Annotated in this window: 16 protein-coding genes and 1 tRNA gene; 9 read left to right on the top strand and 8 right to left on the bottom strand. The window is 72.2% G+C overall.

The genetic code is table 11. The annotated features are described in order from the left end of the window. Nucleotides 1–110: 110 nt before the first annotated feature. Complete coding sequence (gene paaN / locus ACWC94_RS06645) at nt 111–1,805, top strand: phenylacetic acid degradation protein PaaN (RefSeq protein ID WP_450795270.1); 1,695 nt, start codon at nt 111–113, stop codon at nt 1,803–1,805. Here the strand turns inward: paaN and ACWC94_RS06640 are convergent. The 4 genes from ACWC94_RS06640 to ACWC94_RS06625 form a co-directional block, all read right to left on the bottom strand. After that, nucleotides 1,802–2,557, bottom strand: coding sequence for a TrmH family RNA methyltransferase (locus ACWC94_RS06640; protein ID WP_450795269.1), 756 nt, complete (start codon nt 2,555–2,557; stop codon nt 1,802–1,804). The genes paaN and ACWC94_RS06640 overlap by 4 nt on opposite strands. After that, a complete protein-coding gene (locus tag ACWC94_RS06635; protein ID WP_450795268.1) occupies nt 2,554–3,852 on the bottom strand; it encodes an HTTM domain-containing protein in 1,299 nt (432 codons plus the stop codon). Before ACWC94_RS06635 ends, ACWC94_RS06640 begins: the two co-directional genes overlap by 4 nt. Beyond that, nucleotides 3,849–4,556: a DUF5819 family protein gene (locus ACWC94_RS06630; protein WP_450795267.1), complete on the bottom strand. Its 708-nt coding sequence runs from the start codon at nt 4,554–4,556 to the stop codon at nt 3,849–3,851. The genes ACWC94_RS06635 and ACWC94_RS06630 overlap by 4 nt, the downstream gene beginning before the upstream one ends. Before the next feature lie 515 nt (nt 4,557–5,071). After that, nucleotides 5,072–5,290, bottom strand: a complete 219-nt coding sequence (locus ACWC94_RS06625) for a hypothetical protein (RefSeq protein WP_450795266.1) — start codon at nt 5,288–5,290, stop codon at nt 5,072–5,074. Between the two features lie 103 nt (nt 5,291–5,393). Between ACWC94_RS06625 and paaA the strand changes: the two genes are divergently transcribed. From paaA to ACWC94_RS06595, 6 genes are all read left to right on the top strand, one after another. Next, nucleotides 5,394–6,431 (top strand): 1,2-phenylacetyl-CoA epoxidase subunit PaaA, encoded by a 1,038-nt coding sequence (gene paaA / locus ACWC94_RS06620; RefSeq protein WP_450795265.1) that lies wholly within the window; start codon nt 5,394–5,396, stop codon nt 6,429–6,431. After that, the gene (gene paaB / locus ACWC94_RS06615) at nt 6,428–6,715 is read left to right on the top strand and encodes a 1,2-phenylacetyl-CoA epoxidase subunit PaaB (protein WP_014673816.1); all 288 of its coding nucleotides are present in this window, start codon (nt 6,428–6,430) and stop codon (nt 6,713–6,715) included. Before paaA ends, paaB begins: the two co-directional genes overlap by 4 nt. Beyond that, nucleotides 6,712–7,443, top strand: coding sequence for a 1,2-phenylacetyl-CoA epoxidase subunit PaaC (gene paaC, locus ACWC94_RS06610; protein WP_450795264.1), 732 nt, complete (start codon nt 6,712–6,714; stop codon nt 7,441–7,443). Before paaB ends, paaC begins: the two co-directional genes overlap by 4 nt. Further along, on the top strand, nt 7,437–7,964 hold the full coding sequence (gene paaD, locus ACWC94_RS06605; RefSeq protein ID WP_450795263.1) for a 1,2-phenylacetyl-CoA epoxidase subunit PaaD: 528 nt from the start codon (nt 7,437–7,439) through the stop codon (nt 7,962–7,964). Before paaC ends, paaD begins: the two co-directional genes overlap by 7 nt. Beyond that, on the top strand, nt 7,964–9,028 hold the full coding sequence (locus ACWC94_RS06600; protein WP_450795262.1) for a 2Fe-2S iron-sulfur cluster-binding protein: 1,065 nt from the start codon (nt 7,964–7,966) through the stop codon (nt 9,026–9,028). The genes paaD and ACWC94_RS06600 overlap by 1 nt, the downstream gene beginning before the upstream one ends. Before the next feature lie 152 nt (nt 9,029–9,180). After that, nucleotides 9,181–10,323 carry an acyl-CoA dehydrogenase family protein gene (locus ACWC94_RS06595; RefSeq protein WP_450795349.1) on the top strand — a complete coding sequence of 381 codons (1,143 nt, stop codon included), beginning with the start codon at nt 9,181–9,183 and terminating at the stop codon, nt 10,321–10,323. Between the two features lie 63 nt (nt 10,324–10,386). On the opposite strand, the gene ACWC94_RS06590 is transcribed toward ACWC94_RS06595, so the two are convergent. The 4 genes from ACWC94_RS06590 to ACWC94_RS06575 form a co-directional block, all read right to left on the bottom strand. After that, nucleotides 10,387–10,716 carry a rhodanese-like domain-containing protein gene (locus ACWC94_RS06590; protein ID WP_450795348.1) on the bottom strand — a complete coding sequence of 110 codons (330 nt, stop codon included), beginning with the start codon at nt 10,714–10,716 and terminating at the stop codon, nt 10,387–10,389. 68 nt (nt 10,717–10,784) lie between these two features. After that, complete coding sequence (locus tag ACWC94_RS06585; RefSeq protein ID WP_450795261.1) at nt 10,785–11,591, bottom strand: hypothetical protein; 807 nt, start codon at nt 11,589–11,591, stop codon at nt 10,785–10,787. A gap of 75 nt (nt 11,592–11,666) precedes the next feature. Beyond that, the gene (locus ACWC94_RS06580) at nt 11,667–13,085 is read right to left on the bottom strand and encodes a DUF2252 domain-containing protein (protein ID WP_450795260.1); all 1,419 of its coding nucleotides are present in this window, start codon (nt 13,083–13,085) and stop codon (nt 11,667–11,669) included. 274 nt (nt 13,086–13,359) lie between these two features. Beyond that, nucleotides 13,360–13,443, bottom strand: a tRNA-Leu gene (locus tag ACWC94_RS06575). Nucleotides 13,444–13,966: 523 nt separating this feature from the next. Here ACWC94_RS06575 and ACWC94_RS06570 point away from each other — a divergent pair. Together ACWC94_RS06570 and ACWC94_RS06565 are read left to right on the top strand one after the other, a co-directional pair. Then, nucleotides 13,967–14,824 (top strand): FhaA domain-containing protein, encoded by an 858-nt coding sequence (locus ACWC94_RS06570; protein ID WP_450795259.1) that lies wholly within the window; start codon nt 13,967–13,969, stop codon nt 14,822–14,824. 10 nt (nt 14,825–14,834) lie between these two features. Further along, on the top strand, nt 14,835–15,365 hold the full coding sequence (locus tag ACWC94_RS06565; RefSeq protein WP_450795258.1) for an FHA domain-containing protein FhaB/FipA: 531 nt from the start codon (nt 14,835–14,837) through the stop codon (nt 15,363–15,365). The last annotated feature ends 37 nt before the right edge of the window (nt 15,366–15,402 follow it).

The raw sequence follows: 15,402 nt of genomic DNA, 5'->3' as shown, positions 1-15,402 counted from the left end.
GTCCCGACCGATCGTTCGGTTACTCTAGCTCTGACCGCCCGATCCCGCTGCTCTTTCTGCCAGGTCGACGAACTCGACGAAGAGTTCTCCAGACGAGGAGTTGGTCCCGCATGGCCACCGCCGAACTGCCCACCGACGAGCTGATCGCCAAGCACCGGCCCACCCTTGACCAGGCGCTGGAAGCGATCCGTACGCGCGCGTACTGGTCCCCGCACCCCGAGCATCCCAAGGCCTACGGCGAGAACGGCAGCCTGGACGCGGCGGCGGGCAAGGCCGCCTTCGACGCCCTGCTGAACACCCGCCTCGACCTCGGCCAGCCCGGCACGGACGACTGGGTGGGCGGTGAGGTCTCGCCGTACGGCATCGAGCTGGGCGTGACCTACCCGCACGCGGACATCGACACCCTGCTGCCGGCGATGAAGGCCGGGCAGCGGGCCTGGCGGGACGCGGGCGCCGAGCTGCGGGCCGCGGTCTGTGTGGAGATCCTCAAGCGGATCAGCGACCGGACGCACGAGTTCGCGCACGCGGTCATGCACACCAGCGGCCAGGCGTTCATGATGGCGTTCCAGGCGGGCGGCCCGCACGCCCAGGACCGCGGCCTGGAGGCGGTGGCGTACGCGTACGCGGAGCAGGTCCGCACGCCCGGGACGGCGGAGTGGAACAAGCCCCAGGGCAAGCGCGACCCGCTCGTCCTCAGCAAGCAGTTCACCCCGGTGCCGCGCGGCATCGGCCTGGTCATCGGCTGCAACACCTTCCCGACCTGGAACGGCTACCCGGGCCTGTTCGCCTCCCTGGCGACCGGCAACGCGGTCCTGGTCAAGCCGCACCCGCGCGCGGTGCTGCCGCTCGCGCTGACCGTGCAGGTGGCCCGGGACGTGCTCGCCGCGGCCGGCTTCGACCCGAACCTGGTCGCGCTGGCCGCCGAGCGCCCCGGCGAGGGCATCGCCAAGACCCTCGCCACCCGCCCCGAGATCCGGATCATCGACTACACCGGGTCGACGTCCTTCGGCGACTGGCTGGAGGCCAACGCCCGCCAGGCGCAGGTCTACACCGAGAAGGCCGGCGTCAACACGGTGATCGTGCACTCCACGGACAACTACAAGGGCATGCTGTCCAACCTGGCGTTCTCGCTGTCCCTGTACAGCGGCCAGATGTGCACCACCCCGCAGAACCTGCTGATCCCCCGGGACGGCATCCGGACCGAGCAGGGCGCCAAGACCTTCGACGAGGTCAGCGCCGACATCGCCCGCGCGGTCGACGGCCTCCTCGGCGACGACACGCGCGCGAACGCGCTGCTGGGCGCCATCGTCAACCCCGACGTCAAGGCCCGCCTGGAAGCCGCCGCCGGCCTCGGTGAAGTCGCCCTCGCCTCCCGGGAGATCACCAACCCGGAGTTCCCGGACGCGGTGGTCCGCACGCCCGTTCTCGTCAAGCTGGACGGCGCCAAGCCGGACGACGAGGCCGCCTACATGAGCGAGTGCTTCGGCCCGGTCTCCTTCGCCGTGGCCGTCGACTCGGTGACCGACGCGGTGGAGCTGCTGCGCCGCACGGTCCGCGAGAAGGGCGCGATGACGGTCGGCGCCTACACCACCGACCCCGAGGTCGAGCAGGCCGTCGAGGAGGTGTGCCTGCAGGAGGCGGCCCAGCTGTCGCTCAACCTGACCGGCGGGGTGTACGTCAACCAGACGGCGGCGTTCTCCGACTTCCACGGCTCGGGCGGCAACCCGGCGGCGAACGCCGCACTGTGCGACGGCGCGTTCGTGGCGAACCGGTTCCGGGTCGTCGAGGTGCGCCGGGAGGCCTAGGGAGCCGGGACCGCGCCCCCGGTGGCGCTCCAGTGGTACAGCGTCATCGCCACGCTGGTGGCGAGGTTGTAGCTGGAGACCTGGGGGCGCATCGGCAGGGCCAGCAGATGGTCGGCACGCGCGCGCAGCTCGGCCGACAGTCCGCTGCGCTCCGAGCCGAACGCCAGCACGGCGTCGTCGGGCAGCTCGGTGCCCCGGATGTCCTCGCCCTCCGGGTCGAGCGCGAACAGGGGGCCGGCCGGCAACTCGTCGACGCCGAGGCGTTCCACGGCGGTCGCGAAGTGCAGGCCGGCGCCGCCGCGGACCACCGTGGGATGCCAGGGGTCGAGCGTGCCCGTGGTGACCACCCCGGTCGCCCCGAAACCGGCGGCCAGCCGGATCACGGCCCCGGCGTTGCCCAGGTTGCGGGGGTTGTCCAGGACCACGACCGGGGCGGTGCGCGGCGTGCGGGCCAGCGCGCGCAGGTTGTCCTCGCGTGACGGCCGTACGGCGAGCGCGGCCACGCCGGTCGGGTGGGGCCGCGGGACGAGGGAGGCGTACGTCTGCGCGGACACCTCCGTGAGCAGCGCGTCCAGCGCCTCCCGTACGTCTTCGGCCAGTTCCCCGGCGAGGGCGAGCGCGGCCCGCCGGTCGGTGGTGACCGCCACCGGGATCTCGGCCCCGAAGCGCAGCGCGTGCTTGAGGGCATGGAAGCCGTCGAGCAGCACGGCGGCACCGGCGTGCGCGCGCCAGCGGGTCAGCGGGTCGGTCATGCCGTGAACCCTCCCCCACCCTCGGCCGCGCTCGCACGGGCAGGCCCCCGTCGGCCCTGCGCGCTTCCCTCAGGCGTCTCTTCGAGTGTCGCTTCGGACGTCTCTTCAGGCGTCGCTTCGGGGGAGGTGCGGGGCGCGGGCACCGTACGGTCGCCACGCCGGACGATCCGCGCACGCCCGCGTGCCACCAGCGCACCCAGCCGGCGCAGGAACGGTGTGGGCAGGAAGACCGCGTCCGCGGTGATCATCGCCAGCGAGAAGAACGGCAGCCCGAGGACGACTGCGATCACCGCGTGCTCGAGCATCATCACCACCAGCAGGACGTTCTTGACCCGCCGGTTGAACAGGGTGAAGGGGAAGGCGACCTGCACCATGACCGTGCCGTAGGCGGCGACCAACATGATCGTCCCGCTGGAGGACATCAGGTCGGCGAGTCCGGGCCAGGGCGAGAAGTAGTCCAGGTGGAGGGGGTAGTAGACGGCGGTGCCGTCCTGCCAGCGCGAGCCCTGGATCTTGTACCAGCCGGCCGTCGCGTAGATCAGACAGGCCTCCGCCATGATCACGAACAGCGCGCCGTTGTGCAGGACGTTGGCGACGACGTCCAGCAGCATCCGCGGCTCGGGGGACTTCGCCCAGCGGCCGACGGCCCACCACAGGCCGAGCACGGCCCAGGCCGTCCACAGCAGCGCCGGGATCAGCCAGCCGTTGTCGAAGCGGCCGGTGAACGTCGCCAGGAGCAGCGCCAGGCCGAGCACTGCCCACAGCGCCGGCCCCAACCGGTCGGCGGAAACCCGCTCCCCACGCGCGCGTGCCGCCCCGGCGCGCGCCACCCGCCGTGCGTCCAGTGACCACACCTGTCCACACCGCGTGAACACGAGATACAGGGACATCAGGTGCAGGACGTTGTCGCCGCCGTCACCGACGAAGACGCTGCGGTTCTGCAGCGACAGCACACCCACCATGAACAGCACGGACGCCGTCCGGGTGCGCCAGCCGAGCAGCAGCGCCGCACTGGCGAGGACCGCCAGCGCGTAGCAGCACTCGAACCACAGTTGCCCCTCCGACCACAGCAGGGTCGTGAAGGCGTGGTTGTCGGCGGTCAGCTCCTTGGCGAGGTTCCAGCCCCACGGCCCGGCCGGGCCGTACAGCTCCTGGCGGTGGGGGAACTCGCGCAGCAGGAACAGCAGCCAGGTCCCGGCGAAGCCGATACGGATCACGGCACTCTGGTACGGCCCCAGGGCCGCCCCGGTCACACGGGCGATCCCGCGCGACAGGCTCAGGGAGAACTGGTTCACCGCACACCTCCGGCGGCCTCTTCGGCGGTCACCGTCCACCAGGGCACCACGCGGTAGACCGGTTTGTCGGACACCCGCTCACGGCTCCAGGCGGGCGGCTGCACGTTGGTGGTGCCGGAACGGACCTGCACCCGCTGGATGACGCCGTCCCGGCTGATCGGATCGGTCCGGTACAGGCGCATCACGACGATCCGGCGCACGTACTGCTCGGAGAGGGAACCGCGCATGCCGACGGGACGGTTGTCGGCGGTGTGCGTGGCGACGAAGAAGTCCCAGGCGCGGCGCAGCTCGTTCTGCTGGGTGTGACTGGGCACCGGGTTGCCGTCGATGGCGGCACCGTCCTGGGCGGACAGGTCGGTCCAGCCGGTGGTGCGCAGGCTGCCGTCCTTCATCCGCACCTCGGCCCGCGCCTGGACGGCGATGTTCTGCTGCAGCGGGTTGGGGGCGAACAGCTTCCAGTTCTGCTCGAACTCCGGGTACACCCACTGCTCCACCGCCTTGCCGTGCTGCTTGGTGACCGTGTTCGCGGGGGCAAGGCTGAGAAACACCATCAGCAGATGCACGCAGGCGGCGACACCGACCACCGCGAGCGCCAGCGCCGCGGCGACCTGGTAGCGGGGGGAGAGAGCGGCTACGCCGGTACGGGGGGCGGAGGGCGGCGGAGTGACGTCGGACTCGTCCCCTGGGGCGGGGGGCGCGGGCATACCGGGCTCGTCCGTCGGAGCCGTCGCGACCGCCGAGGCCGGCGCGGCTGATGTGGCCGGCGCGGCTGATGTGGCCGGCGCGGCTGGTGTGGCTGGCGTAGTGGCTGATGTGGCTGATGTGGCTGATGTGGTCGGCGTGGCCGATATGGCCCGGAGGTCTTCCTGAAGGTCTTTCTGCGCTGCCCGGGCCTGCCGAGGTCCCCGGTTCCCGCGGGCCTCTTGGGAAGGCACAGCTCCTCCGACCGCTCGCCCTCCCCGCCCCACCGGGGCCGGCGGCGCGCCGTCCGCGTCGCGGGAGTCGTCGTCCGCGGCGGCATCCTCACGATCCGCCGCGTCCGCGTCCTCCGGGGCGTTGACGTCAGCCGGGGCGTCTGCGTCGGCCGGGAAGTCGGCGTCGGCCGGGGGTTTCTCCGGGACACGCGCCCCCGCCGGCCCGCTGGGCCCGGGTCGGGCCCCCGGATCCTCGTCGTACGCGTCCATTCCGCCCCGTCCCCGTTTCGGCTCAGTCGTTCGGCTCAGTGGTCCAGCTCCGTGATGCGGCGCCCGCCACGAACGCCCCATGATTCACGTACGCCGCTCTCGGCGTCCACGGAACGGTACTCAGCCCCGGCCACCGGGCGCAGCCCCGGGTAGGGGCCCCCGGCCGTGGTCCTCGCCACGCCGTACGGCTCGGGCGCCGGGCCGTACCCGCTCTGCCACTTCCTTGTCCACAGGCCGTCCACCGAGTTTTCCACAGCGGTTGACACCCCACACCGCCCCGGCACACCATTGATTCCGCACGGACCGAACGATCGGTCGGGACAGGTTCACCGAAGAGCCCGAGGTCAGGGGGACCGCATGGCCACAGCAGCCGCGCAGCGCACGGCCCGTACGGAGGCGGACAGCGCACCGGACACCGTCGACACGGCGGCCTACCAGCACGCCTTCGACGCGGCCGTGGCCGCAGACGAACGCATCGAACCCCGCGACTGGATGCCCGACGCCTACCGCGCGACGCTGGTCCGGCAGATCGCGCAGCACGCCCACTCCGAGATCATCGGCATGCAGCCGGAGGCCAACTGGATCACTCGCGCGCCCTCCCTGCGCCGCAAGGCGATCCTGATGGCCAAGGTCCAGGACGAAGCCGGTCACGGCCTGTACCTGTACAGCGCGGCCGAGACCCTCGGCACCAGCCGCGACGAGCTGCTCGACAAGCTGCACAGCGGCCGCCAGAAGTACTCCTCGATCTTCAACTACCCGACGCTGACCTGGGCCGACGTCGGCGCGATCGGCTGGCTGGTGGACGGCGCCGCGATCACCAACCAGGTACCGCTGTGCCGCTGCTCCTACGGCCCGTACGCCCGCGCGATGGTGCGGATCTGCAAGGAGGAGTCCTTCCACCAGCGCCAGGGCTACGAGCTGCTGCTGGCCCTCGCCAAGGGCACCCCGGAACAGCACGCGATGGCACAGGACGCCGTCGACCGCTGGTGGTGGCCCTCGCTGATGATGTTCGGCCCGCCCGACGACGAGTCCCAGCACTCGGCGCAGTCGATGGAATGGAAGATCAAGCGCCACTCCAACGACGAGCTGCGCCAGCGCTTCGTCGACATCTGCGTCCCCCAGGCCGAGTCCCTGGGCCTCACCCTCCCCGACCCGGACCTGCGGTGGAACGAGGAGCGCGGGCACTACGACTTCGGCCCGATCGACTGGACGGAGTTCTGGCAGGTCCTCAAGGGCAACGGCCCGTGCAACGAACAGCGGATCACCCAGCGCCGACGCGCCCACACCGAGGGCGCATGGGTGCGGGAAGCGGCCGCCGCCTACGCGGCCAAACACACCGGCGGCACGGACGGCACCGGTGAGGCAGGACACGAGACAGGAGCGGAGCGAGCATGAGCACCACCGACTGGCCCCTGTGGGAGGTCTTCGTGCGCTCCCGGCGCGGCCTCTCCCACACCCACGCCGGCAGCCTGCACGCCCCCGACGCGGAGCTGGCCCTGCGCAACGCCCGCGACCTGTACACCCGCCGCGGTGAAGGCGTTTCGATCTGGGTCGTCCCGGCCGCCGCGATCACCGCGTCCTCGCCGGACGAGAAGGACCCGTTCTTCGAACCGGCCGCCGACAAGCCGTACCGGCACCCGACCTTCTACGAGATCCCCGAAGGGGTGAAGCACCTGTGACCGCCACCGGCCCCGCCACCGTCCCGGTGACCGCCGCGCTCGCCCTCGGCGACGACGCCCTGGTGCTCTCCCACCGGCTGGGGGAGTGGGCCGGTCACGCCCCCGTCCTGGAGGAGGAGGTCGCCCTCGCCAACATCGCCCTCGACCTGCTCGGGCAGGCCCGCCTGCTGCTGTCCCTGGCCGGCGACGAGGACGAACTGGCCTACCTGCGCGAGGAGCGGGCCTTCCGCAACCTCCAGCTGGTCGAACAGCCGAACGGCGACTTCGCCCACACGATCGCCCGCCAGCTGTACTTCTCCACCTACCAGCACCTGCTCTACGCCGAACTGGCCGCAGGAGACGGCCCGTTCGCCCCCCTCGCCGCGAAGGCGGTCAAGGAGGTCGCCTACCACCGCGACCACGCCGAGCAGTGGACGCTCCGCCTCGGTGACGGCACGGAGACCAGCCACGAGCGGATGCGCCGCGCATGCGAGGCGCTGTGGAAGTTCACCGGTGAGCCGTTCCAGCCGGTGGCAGGCCTCGACGCCGACTGGGCCGGCCTGGACGCACGCTGGCAGGAGTCCGTCACAGACGTCCTCACCCGTGCGACCCTCCCCCTCCCCGAGGGCCCCCGCGCCGGCGCCTGGTCGGCCGGGGCCGGCCGGCAGGGCCTGCACACCGAGCCGTTCGGACGGATGCTCGCCGAGATGCAGCATCTGCACCGCAGCCACCCGGGGGCGTCATGGTGACCGCCACCGCCCTGGAAGCGGAGCTGCTGGAGCTGGCCGGCTCGGTGCCCGACCCCGAACTGCCGGTGCTCACGCTCCAGGAGCTGGGCGTGGTGCGCGCGGTACGCCTCCTCGGCAGCGACACGGTCGAGGTCGATCTGACCCCCACCTACACCGGCTGCCCCGCCATCGAGGCGATGAGCGCGGACATCGAACGGGTACTGCGGGCCCACGGCATGCGCGAGGTCAGGGTCCGCACGGTGCTCGCACCGGCCTGGACGACCGACGACATCAGCGCTGAAGGACGCGCCAAACTCCGCGAGTTCGGCATCGCTCCCCCACGCGCATCCAGCGCCTCCGGCCCGGTCCCGCTGACCCTCGGCCCGACGCGCACACACGCGACACAGGCCGAACCGGTCCGCTGCCCGCACTGCGGATCCGCCGACACCGAGCTGCTGAGCAGATTCTCCTCCACCGCGTGCAAGGCCCTGCGCCGCTGCCTCGCCTGCCGCGAACCGTTCGACCACTTCAAGGAGTTGTGATGGCACGCTTCCACCCGCTCCCGGTGGCCGCGGTCGACCGGATCACCGACGACTCCGTCGCCCTGACCTTCACCGTCCCACCCGGACTGCGCGAGCAGTACCGGCACACGGCCGGCCAGCACCTGGCGCTGCGCCGACAGGTCGACGGCACCGAGATCCGGCGCACGTACTCGATCTGCTCCCCCGCGCCCGACCCGGCCGGCGCCGGCCCGGACAGCCTGAGAGTCGGCGTGCGGCTGGTGGAAGGAGGGGCCTTCTCCGCCTACGCGCTGAAGGAGATCAACGTCGGCGACGAGCTGGAGGTGATGACCCCGGCCGGCCGCTTCACCCTGGAACCGGCGCCGGGGCTGTACGCGGCGGTCGTCGGCGGCAGCGGCATCACCCCGGTCCTGTCCATCATCGCCACCCTGCTGGCACGCGAGCCGGCGTCCCGGTTCTGTCTGATACGCAGCGACCGCACGGCCGCCTCGACGATGTTCCTGGAGGAGGTCGCCGACCTGAAGGACCGCTACCCCGAGCGGCTTCAGCTGGTGACCGTGCTGTCCCGCGAGGAGCAGCAGGCGGGACTGCCGTCCGGCCGGCTCGACCGGGAGCGGCTCACCGGGCTGCTGCCCGCGCTGCTGCCGGTCGGCGAGGTCGCGGGCTGGTTCCTGTGCGGGCCGTTCGGGCTGGTGCAGGGTGCGGAGAAGGCGCTGCGCGAACTGGGCGTGGACCGGTCCCGTATCCACCAGGAGATCTTCCATGTGGACGCGGGTTCGCCGCCGGCCGCCGCCGCCCGGACACCCGCCCACAGCACGGTCACCGCCCGGCTCGACGGACGCGGTGGCACCTGGCCGGTGCGGGAGGGCGAGTCCCTGCTGGAGACGGTCCTGCGCAACCGCTCCGACGCGCCCTACGCCTGTAAGGGCGGGGTGTGCGGGACGTGCCGTGCGTTCCTGGTCTCCGGCGAGGTCCGCATGGACCGCAACTTCGCGCTGGAGGCGGAAGAGACGGAAGCCGGATACGTCCTGGCCTGCCAGTCGCATCCGCTGACGGAGCGGGTGGAGCTGGACTTCGACCGCTGAGGCCTGCACGGGGCCGACTCGGATGGGGTGGGGCGGGGGGGAGGGGGAGGGAGGGCCCCCAGGAACACAGCGACTCCGCACCGTTCCCTTCTCCTAGAAGCTGTTCTATCTTGACGCCCCGTCAGATGACCGCACCGTCGGAGGGACAGGCCGTGGACTTCACCTTCACCGAGGAGCAGAGGGCGGCGGCCGAGGCGGCGCGCGGGGTGTTCGCCGGCGTGGCACCGGACGCGGTGCCCAGTCCGGCGCTCACCACCGGTGCCGTGGCCGAGGGTTTCGACCGGGAGCTGTGGTCCCGGCTGGCCGAGGCGGACCTGCTGAGTCTGCTGCTCGACGAGGCACACGGCGGTTCCGGGCTGGACGCGATCGCGCTGTGCCTGGTGCTGCGTGAGGCCGCCAAGGTCCTCGCCCGGGTGCCGCTGCTGGAGCACAGCGCGGCGGCAGCGACCGTACAGGCCTACGGCGGGGCGCAGTTGACGGAACGCCTGCTGGCCCGGGCCGGACGCGGTGAGCTGGTGCTGACCGTCGCGGCGAACGGCCGCAGCGGCCACGACCCGGCCGAACGGGCCGTCGGTGCGCGGCGGGAGGGCTCGGCCTGGGTGCTGGACGGGGTGCAGACGGCGGTGCCGTGGGCGTACGACGCGGACCTCGTCGTCGTACCGGCCCACGTCGAGGGCACGGCCGCCGACCGGACCGTCCTCGCGCTGGTACCGCGCGAGCGGGAGGGGGTGGTCCTCGCCGAGCAGGTGTCCACCAGCGGGGAGCGGCTGGCCGAGTTGCGGCTCGCGTCGGTACGGATCGGGACGGGCGAGGTCATCGAGGCCGACGGCGCCTGGGAGTGGCTGCACGCGCTGCTGGCCACCGGCACCTGTGCGCTGGCGCTCGGTCTGGGCGAGCGGGTGCTGCGCATGACCTCCGAGTACACCGGCAAGCGGGAGCAGTTCGGGTATCCGATCGCGACCTTCCAGGCGGTGGCCGTGCAGGCCGCGGACCGGTACATCGATCTGCGCGCCATGGAGGCCACGCTCTGGCAGGCCGCCTGGCGGATCGCCTCCGGGGCCCCGGGGGCGCTGCCCGCGGCCGGGGACGTCGCGGTGGCGAAGATCTGGGCGGCGGAGGGGGTACGCCGGGTGGTGCAGACGGCGCAGCATCTGCACGGCGGGTTCGGTGCCGACACCGACTACCCGTTGCACCGCTATCACGCCTGGGCCAAGCACCTGGAGCTGGCACTCGGCCCCGCGGCGGCGCACGAGGAGAGGCTCGGGGACCTGCTGGCCGCCCACCCGCTGAGCTGACCGCGCGGCCCCGGACCGCCGAAACGGCCTGCCACACGAACCCGGGCCCGCAGCCGAGGCGGGCTACAGCACGAAGCCGGGCCGGCCGTCGTCCGTGATCACCGGGCGGCCCGCGGCCTGCCAGACCTGCATGCCGCCGTCGACGTTCACCGCGTCGATGCCCTGCTGGACCAGATACATGGTGACCTGCGCCGAGCGGCCGCCGGAGCGGCAGATGACGTGGACGCGGCCGTCCTGCGGGGCGGTGGCGGTCAGCTCGCCGTAGCGGGCCACGAACTCGCTGATCGGGATGTGCAGTGCTCCCTCGGCGTGGCCCGCCTGCCACTCGTCGTCCTCGCGGACGTCCAGCAGGAAGTCACCGTCCTTGAGGTCCGTGATCTCGACCGTGGGCACACGAGCTGCGAAGTTCATGTCCCCGACGCTACCCGAAGGTCCCGCGGTCGACCGGAACCACGGTGGGCTCAGGCCTGCCCCTGCAGGGCCGCCAGTTCCGTCTCCCGCTGGGCGATGTCGGCGCGCAGCCTGCCGGCGATCTCCTCGAGCAGCCCGTCGGGATCGTCCGGGGCGAGCCGGAGCATGCCGGCGATCGCGCCCTCCTCCAGTTCGCGGGCGACAAGGGTGAGCAGCTCCTTGCGCTGGGCGAGCCATTCGAGGCGGGCGTACAGCTCCTCGGCGGGGCTCGGGCGCCGCTCGGGCGGTACCGGGCCGGCCGCCCATTCCTCGGCCAGCTCCTTCAGCAGTGCCTCGTCACCGCGGGCGTAGGCGGCGTTGAGGCGGGTGAGGAATTCCTCACGCCGGCGGCGTTCCTCTTCCTCCTGGGCGAGGTCGGGGTGGGACTTGCGGGCCAGCTCGCGGTAGAGCTTGCGGGCCTCCTCGCTGGGCCGCACCCGCTGCGGGGGGCGTACGGCCTGGTCGGTCAGCATGGCGGCGGCTTCCGGGAACAGGCCGTTGCCGTCCATCCAGCCGTGCAGCAGTTCCTCCACGCCGGGGATCGGCATCACCCGGGCGCGGGCCTCCTCGGCGCGGCGGATGTCCTCCGGGTCACCGGTGCGGGCGGCCTTCGCCTCGGCGATCTCGGCGTCCAGCTCCTCGATGCGGGCGTAGAGCGGGCCGAGTCTCTGTTCGTGCAGCCGGGAGAAGTTCTCGACCTCGACACGGAACGTCTCGACGGCGATCTCGTACTCGATCAACGCCTGCTCGGCGGCCCGCACGGCCTGCTCGAGCCGTTCCTCGGGCCGCGGGGCCTGCTCGGCTTCCGGGGTCGTCACGCGACCAGGGTAGGCGATACGGCTCCGGGCCCCATGGGGAGAGGTGGTTCCGCCGCCGAGTCCCCCGGTCAGGCCTCAGACTCCCAGCTCAGCCGCGATCCGCCCGTCCCGGATCGCCTTGACCAGTTCGCTGTGGTCCGCCTCCGTGCGGTCGGCGTAGGTGACGGCGAAGGCGGCTGTCGCCTCGTCCAGTTCCTCGTTCTTGCCGCAGTACCCGGCGATCAGCCGTGGGTCGGCGCTGTGGGAGTGGGCGCGGGCCAGCAGGGCGCCGGTCATGCGGCCGTAGTCGTCGACCTGGTCGGCGGCGAGGGCGGCGGGGTCCACGCTGCCCTTGCGGTTGCGGAACTGGCGCACCTGGAAGGGGCGCCCCTCGACGGTGGTCCAGCCGAGCAGGATGTCGCTGACGACCTGCATGCGCTTCTGGCCGAGGACCACCCGGCGGCCCTCGTGCCGCACCGGCGGCGCCTCGAACCCGGCCGTGGCCAGGTGCGGGAGGAGCGCGGAGGGCCGGGCCTCCTTCACCTGGAGCACCAGCGGCTGCTCACGGTGGTCGAGGAGCAGCACGACGTAGGACCGGGTGCCGACGCTGCCGGTGCCGACGACCCGGAAGGCCACGTCGTGCACCGCGTGCCGGGCGAGCAGGGGGTGCCGGTCCTCGGAGAGGGTCGTCAGGTACTCCTCCAGGGACGCGGCGACGGCGTGGGCCTCGGCGTCGGGGATGCGGCGCAGGACCGGTGAGGCGTCCACGAACCGGCGTCCGCCGTCCGCCGCCGTCTCGGTGGACTTCGCCGCGAACCGGCCGCTGGTGTTGGCGCGGGCCTTCTCCGAGACGCGCTGCAGGGTGCCGAGCAGGTCGTGGGCGTCGGTGTGGGAGACCAGTTCCTCGTCGGCGATGGCGTTCCACGCGTCGAGGACGGGCAGCTTGGCCAGCAGCCGCATGGTGCGGCGGTAGGCGCCGACCGCGTCCCGTGCGGCCGCGCGGCAGGTGTCCTCGTCGGCGCCGGCCTCCCGCCCGGCGAGGACCAGTGAGGCCGCGAGCCGCTTGAGGTCCCATTCCCAGGGGCCGTGCACGGTCTCGTCGAAGTCGTTCAGGTCGATGACGAGGCCGCCGCGGGCGTCGCCGTACAGGCCGAAGTTGGCCGCGTGCGCGTCTCCGCATATCTGGGTGCCGATGCCGGTCATGGGCGTGCGGGCCAGGTCGTGGGCCATGAGTCCGGCCGAGCCGCGCAGGAAGGCGAACGGGGTGGCCGCCATCCGCCCGACGCGGATGGGGGTCAGTTCCGGGATCCGGCCGGCGTTGGACTCGGTGACCGCGGTCACCGCGTCGGGGCGGGATGCGTCCAGGTCGAGCGTGCGGTGCGCGGTGCGCGGCACGCTCGTCCGCAGCGCCCTGCCCTCCTCCTTGGGTGAGCCCTGCCGCGGCCACTGGGCGAATCCGCGCACCCGCGGCAGCCGGCGCGCGTCCGTGATCGTTTCCCCACCGGTTCCGGTCACCGCGACCGCCTCCCCCGCACGCCCTTCGGCACGAACATCAACTCGTGCAGACCGTACAACCGGCGTCCGGAACGCGTCAGGCCCTGTGGACGACGAGCTGTGGACAGCGTCCTGTGGACAACCCGGTGCCGATGGACCATCCGGTGCCGACGGCAGGTCACCGGGAGAGCTTCCTCACATCAGGGGAGGCGGGACATACGGCCACGGGTCGTACATGCGGGCACAGATACGACTACGGGCCCACCGTTTTCACGATGGGCCCGTAGCCTCTCTGTGCGCGAGGGGGGAGTTGAACCCCCACGCCCTTGCGGGCACTGGAACCTGAATCCAGCGCGTCTGCCTATTCCGCCACCCGCGCATTGGGTGTGTCTTCCGGTCCCGGCCCTTTCGGGCTGGCCCCTTCCGACATCCAGAACATTAGCACGTCGTACGGGGTGGGTTCACATCCCTTCCCGGCCCCCCGCCCGGCGGCACCGCGCCCTCCGGCACACCCCCGGCCTCCCGCAACCGCATCTCCACCATCCCGTCCTCCGCCGTCCCGGGCCCGCCATCCCGGCCCCGGCCCTCGCACCCGCCGCAGACGCCGCCCTCGCCCCCGCCCACGTCTCAGGGAGACGTGATTCACGTATCAACCTCGTACCGGTCCCGGGCATCTCCCCAGGAGGCGGGCCGGGTCCACAGCCGGGTGCGGGACACTGGTCTTCGCCCGCCTCTACGATCCATGGCAGCAGGAGTGCGTGCCGGGAGTTCGGAGGGCAGTCGCTGGGGGAACCGGCTGATTGCCGGGCGCGTAGATACGATCAGTGAGCAGTACCAGCACAACCGGGCAAGGCAGCGCACACAGCAGGGCAAGGCAACGGCAGGGACGGAGGAGGTGCCCCATGGGAGTCCTGAAGAAGTTCGAGCAGCGTCTCGAAGGTCTGGTGAACGGCACCTTCGCCAAGGTCTTCAAGTCCGAGGTGCAGCCCGTGGAGATCGCCGGCGCGCTCCAGCGCGAGTGCGACAACAACGCCACGATCTGGAACCGCGACCGGACCGTCGTACCCAACGACTTCATCGTGGAGCTGAGCGCGCCGGACTACGAGCGCCTCAGCCCGTACTCCGGGCAGCTCGGTGACGAGCTGGCCGGCATGGTGCGCGACTACGCCAAGCAGCAGCGTTACACCTTCATGGGCCCCATCAAGGTCAACCTGGAGAAGGCCGACGACCTGGACACCGGCCTGTACCGGGTGCGCTCGCGCACCCTCGCCTCCTCCAGCAGCCAGCAGGCCCCCGCGGCCCCGGCCCCCGGCCGCCCGGCGCAGGGCGGCCCGGCCGGCGGCCAGGGCTACCCGCCGGGTGCGCCCGCCGGCGCGCCCCCGATGCCGTCCGCGCCGCCGCCCGGCGCCCGCCCCGGCGGCTACGGCTACCCCCAGCCCGCCACCCAGCGGCCCGCGGCCGCCCCGATGAGCGGCGGGCACCCCCGCTACTGGATCGAGATCAACGGCACCCGCCACCAGATCTCCCGCGCGACACTGGTGATGGGCCGCAGCACCGACGCCGACGTGCGGATCGACGACCCCGGCGTCTCCCGCCGGCACTGCGAGATCCGGACCGGAACGCCCTCGACGATCCAGGATCTCGGCTCCACCAACGGCATCGTGGTGGACGGGCAGCACACCACCCGCGCTACGCTCCGCGACGGCTCGCGGATCGTCGTGGGCAGCACCACCGTTATCTATAGGCAAGCCGAAGGGTGAAGCGGGGGCAATGTCAGAGCTGACCCTCACGGTCATGCGGCTGGGTTTCCTGGCCGTACTGTGGCTGTTCGTGATCGTGGCCGTGCAGGTCATCCGGAGCGACCTGTTCGGTACGCGCGTCACCCAGCGCGGATCGCGTAGGGAGGCCGGGCGCCAGCAGCAGGCGCCCCGGCAGCAGGCCGCCGCGCCCCCGCAGCAGCGAGGCCAGCAGCGCGGCCAGCAGGGCGGCGGCCGGCGCGGTCGCAACGCCCCCAGCAAGCTGGTCGTGACGGAAGGCACACTGACCGGTACCACGGTCGCGTTGCAGGGCCAGACGATCACCCTGGGCCGGGCACACGACTCCACGATCGTGCTGGACGACGACTACGCCTCCAGCCGCCATGCCAGGATCTATCCGGACCGCGACGGTCAGTGGATCGTCGAGGATCTCGGCTCCACCAACGGCACCTACCTGGACCGGTCCCGGCTGACGACTCCCACGCCGATCCCGCTGGGCGCGCCGATCCGCATCGGCAAGACCGTCATCGAGCTGCGGAAGTAGTACGACAATGAGCGAGCGGAGCGAGCACGCAGCGGCA

Source organism: Streptomyces sp. NPDC001135, from assembly GCF_053598395.1.
The sequence above is the reverse complement of the archived record's forward strand: the minus strand, read 5'-3'. Positions and strand labels throughout refer to the sequence as shown.

Bases quoted from the DNA above. Each gene is read 5' to 3' on its own strand.
- paaN (WP_450795270.1), top strand. From the start codon at position 111: ATGGCCACCGCCGAACTGCCCACCGACGAGCTGATCGCCAAGCACCGG.
- ACWC94_RS06640 (WP_450795269.1), bottom strand. From the start codon at position 2,557: ATGACCGACCCGCTGACCCGCTGGCGCGCGCACGCCGGTGCCGCCGTG.
- ACWC94_RS06630 (WP_450795267.1), bottom strand. From the start codon at position 4,556: ATGCCCGCGCCCCCCGCCCCAGGGGACGAGTCCGACGTCACTCCGCCG.
- paaA (WP_450795265.1), top strand. From the start codon at position 5,394: ATGGCCACAGCAGCCGCGCAGCGCACGGCCCGTACGGAGGCGGACAGC.
- paaB (WP_014673816.1), top strand. From the start codon at position 6,428: ATGAGCACCACCGACTGGCCCCTGTGGGAGGTCTTCGTGCGCTCCCGG.
- paaD (WP_450795263.1), top strand. From the start codon at position 7,437: ATGGTGACCGCCACCGCCCTGGAAGCGGAGCTGCTGGAGCTGGCCGGC.
- ACWC94_RS06600 (WP_450795262.1), top strand. From the start codon at position 7,964: ATGGCACGCTTCCACCCGCTCCCGGTGGCCGCGGTCGACCGGATCACC.
- ACWC94_RS06570 (WP_450795259.1), top strand. From the start codon at position 13,967: ATGGGAGTCCTGAAGAAGTTCGAGCAGCGTCTCGAAGGTCTGGTGAAC.
- ACWC94_RS06565 (WP_450795258.1), top strand. From the start codon at position 14,835: ATGTCAGAGCTGACCCTCACGGTCATGCGGCTGGGTTTCCTGGCCGTA.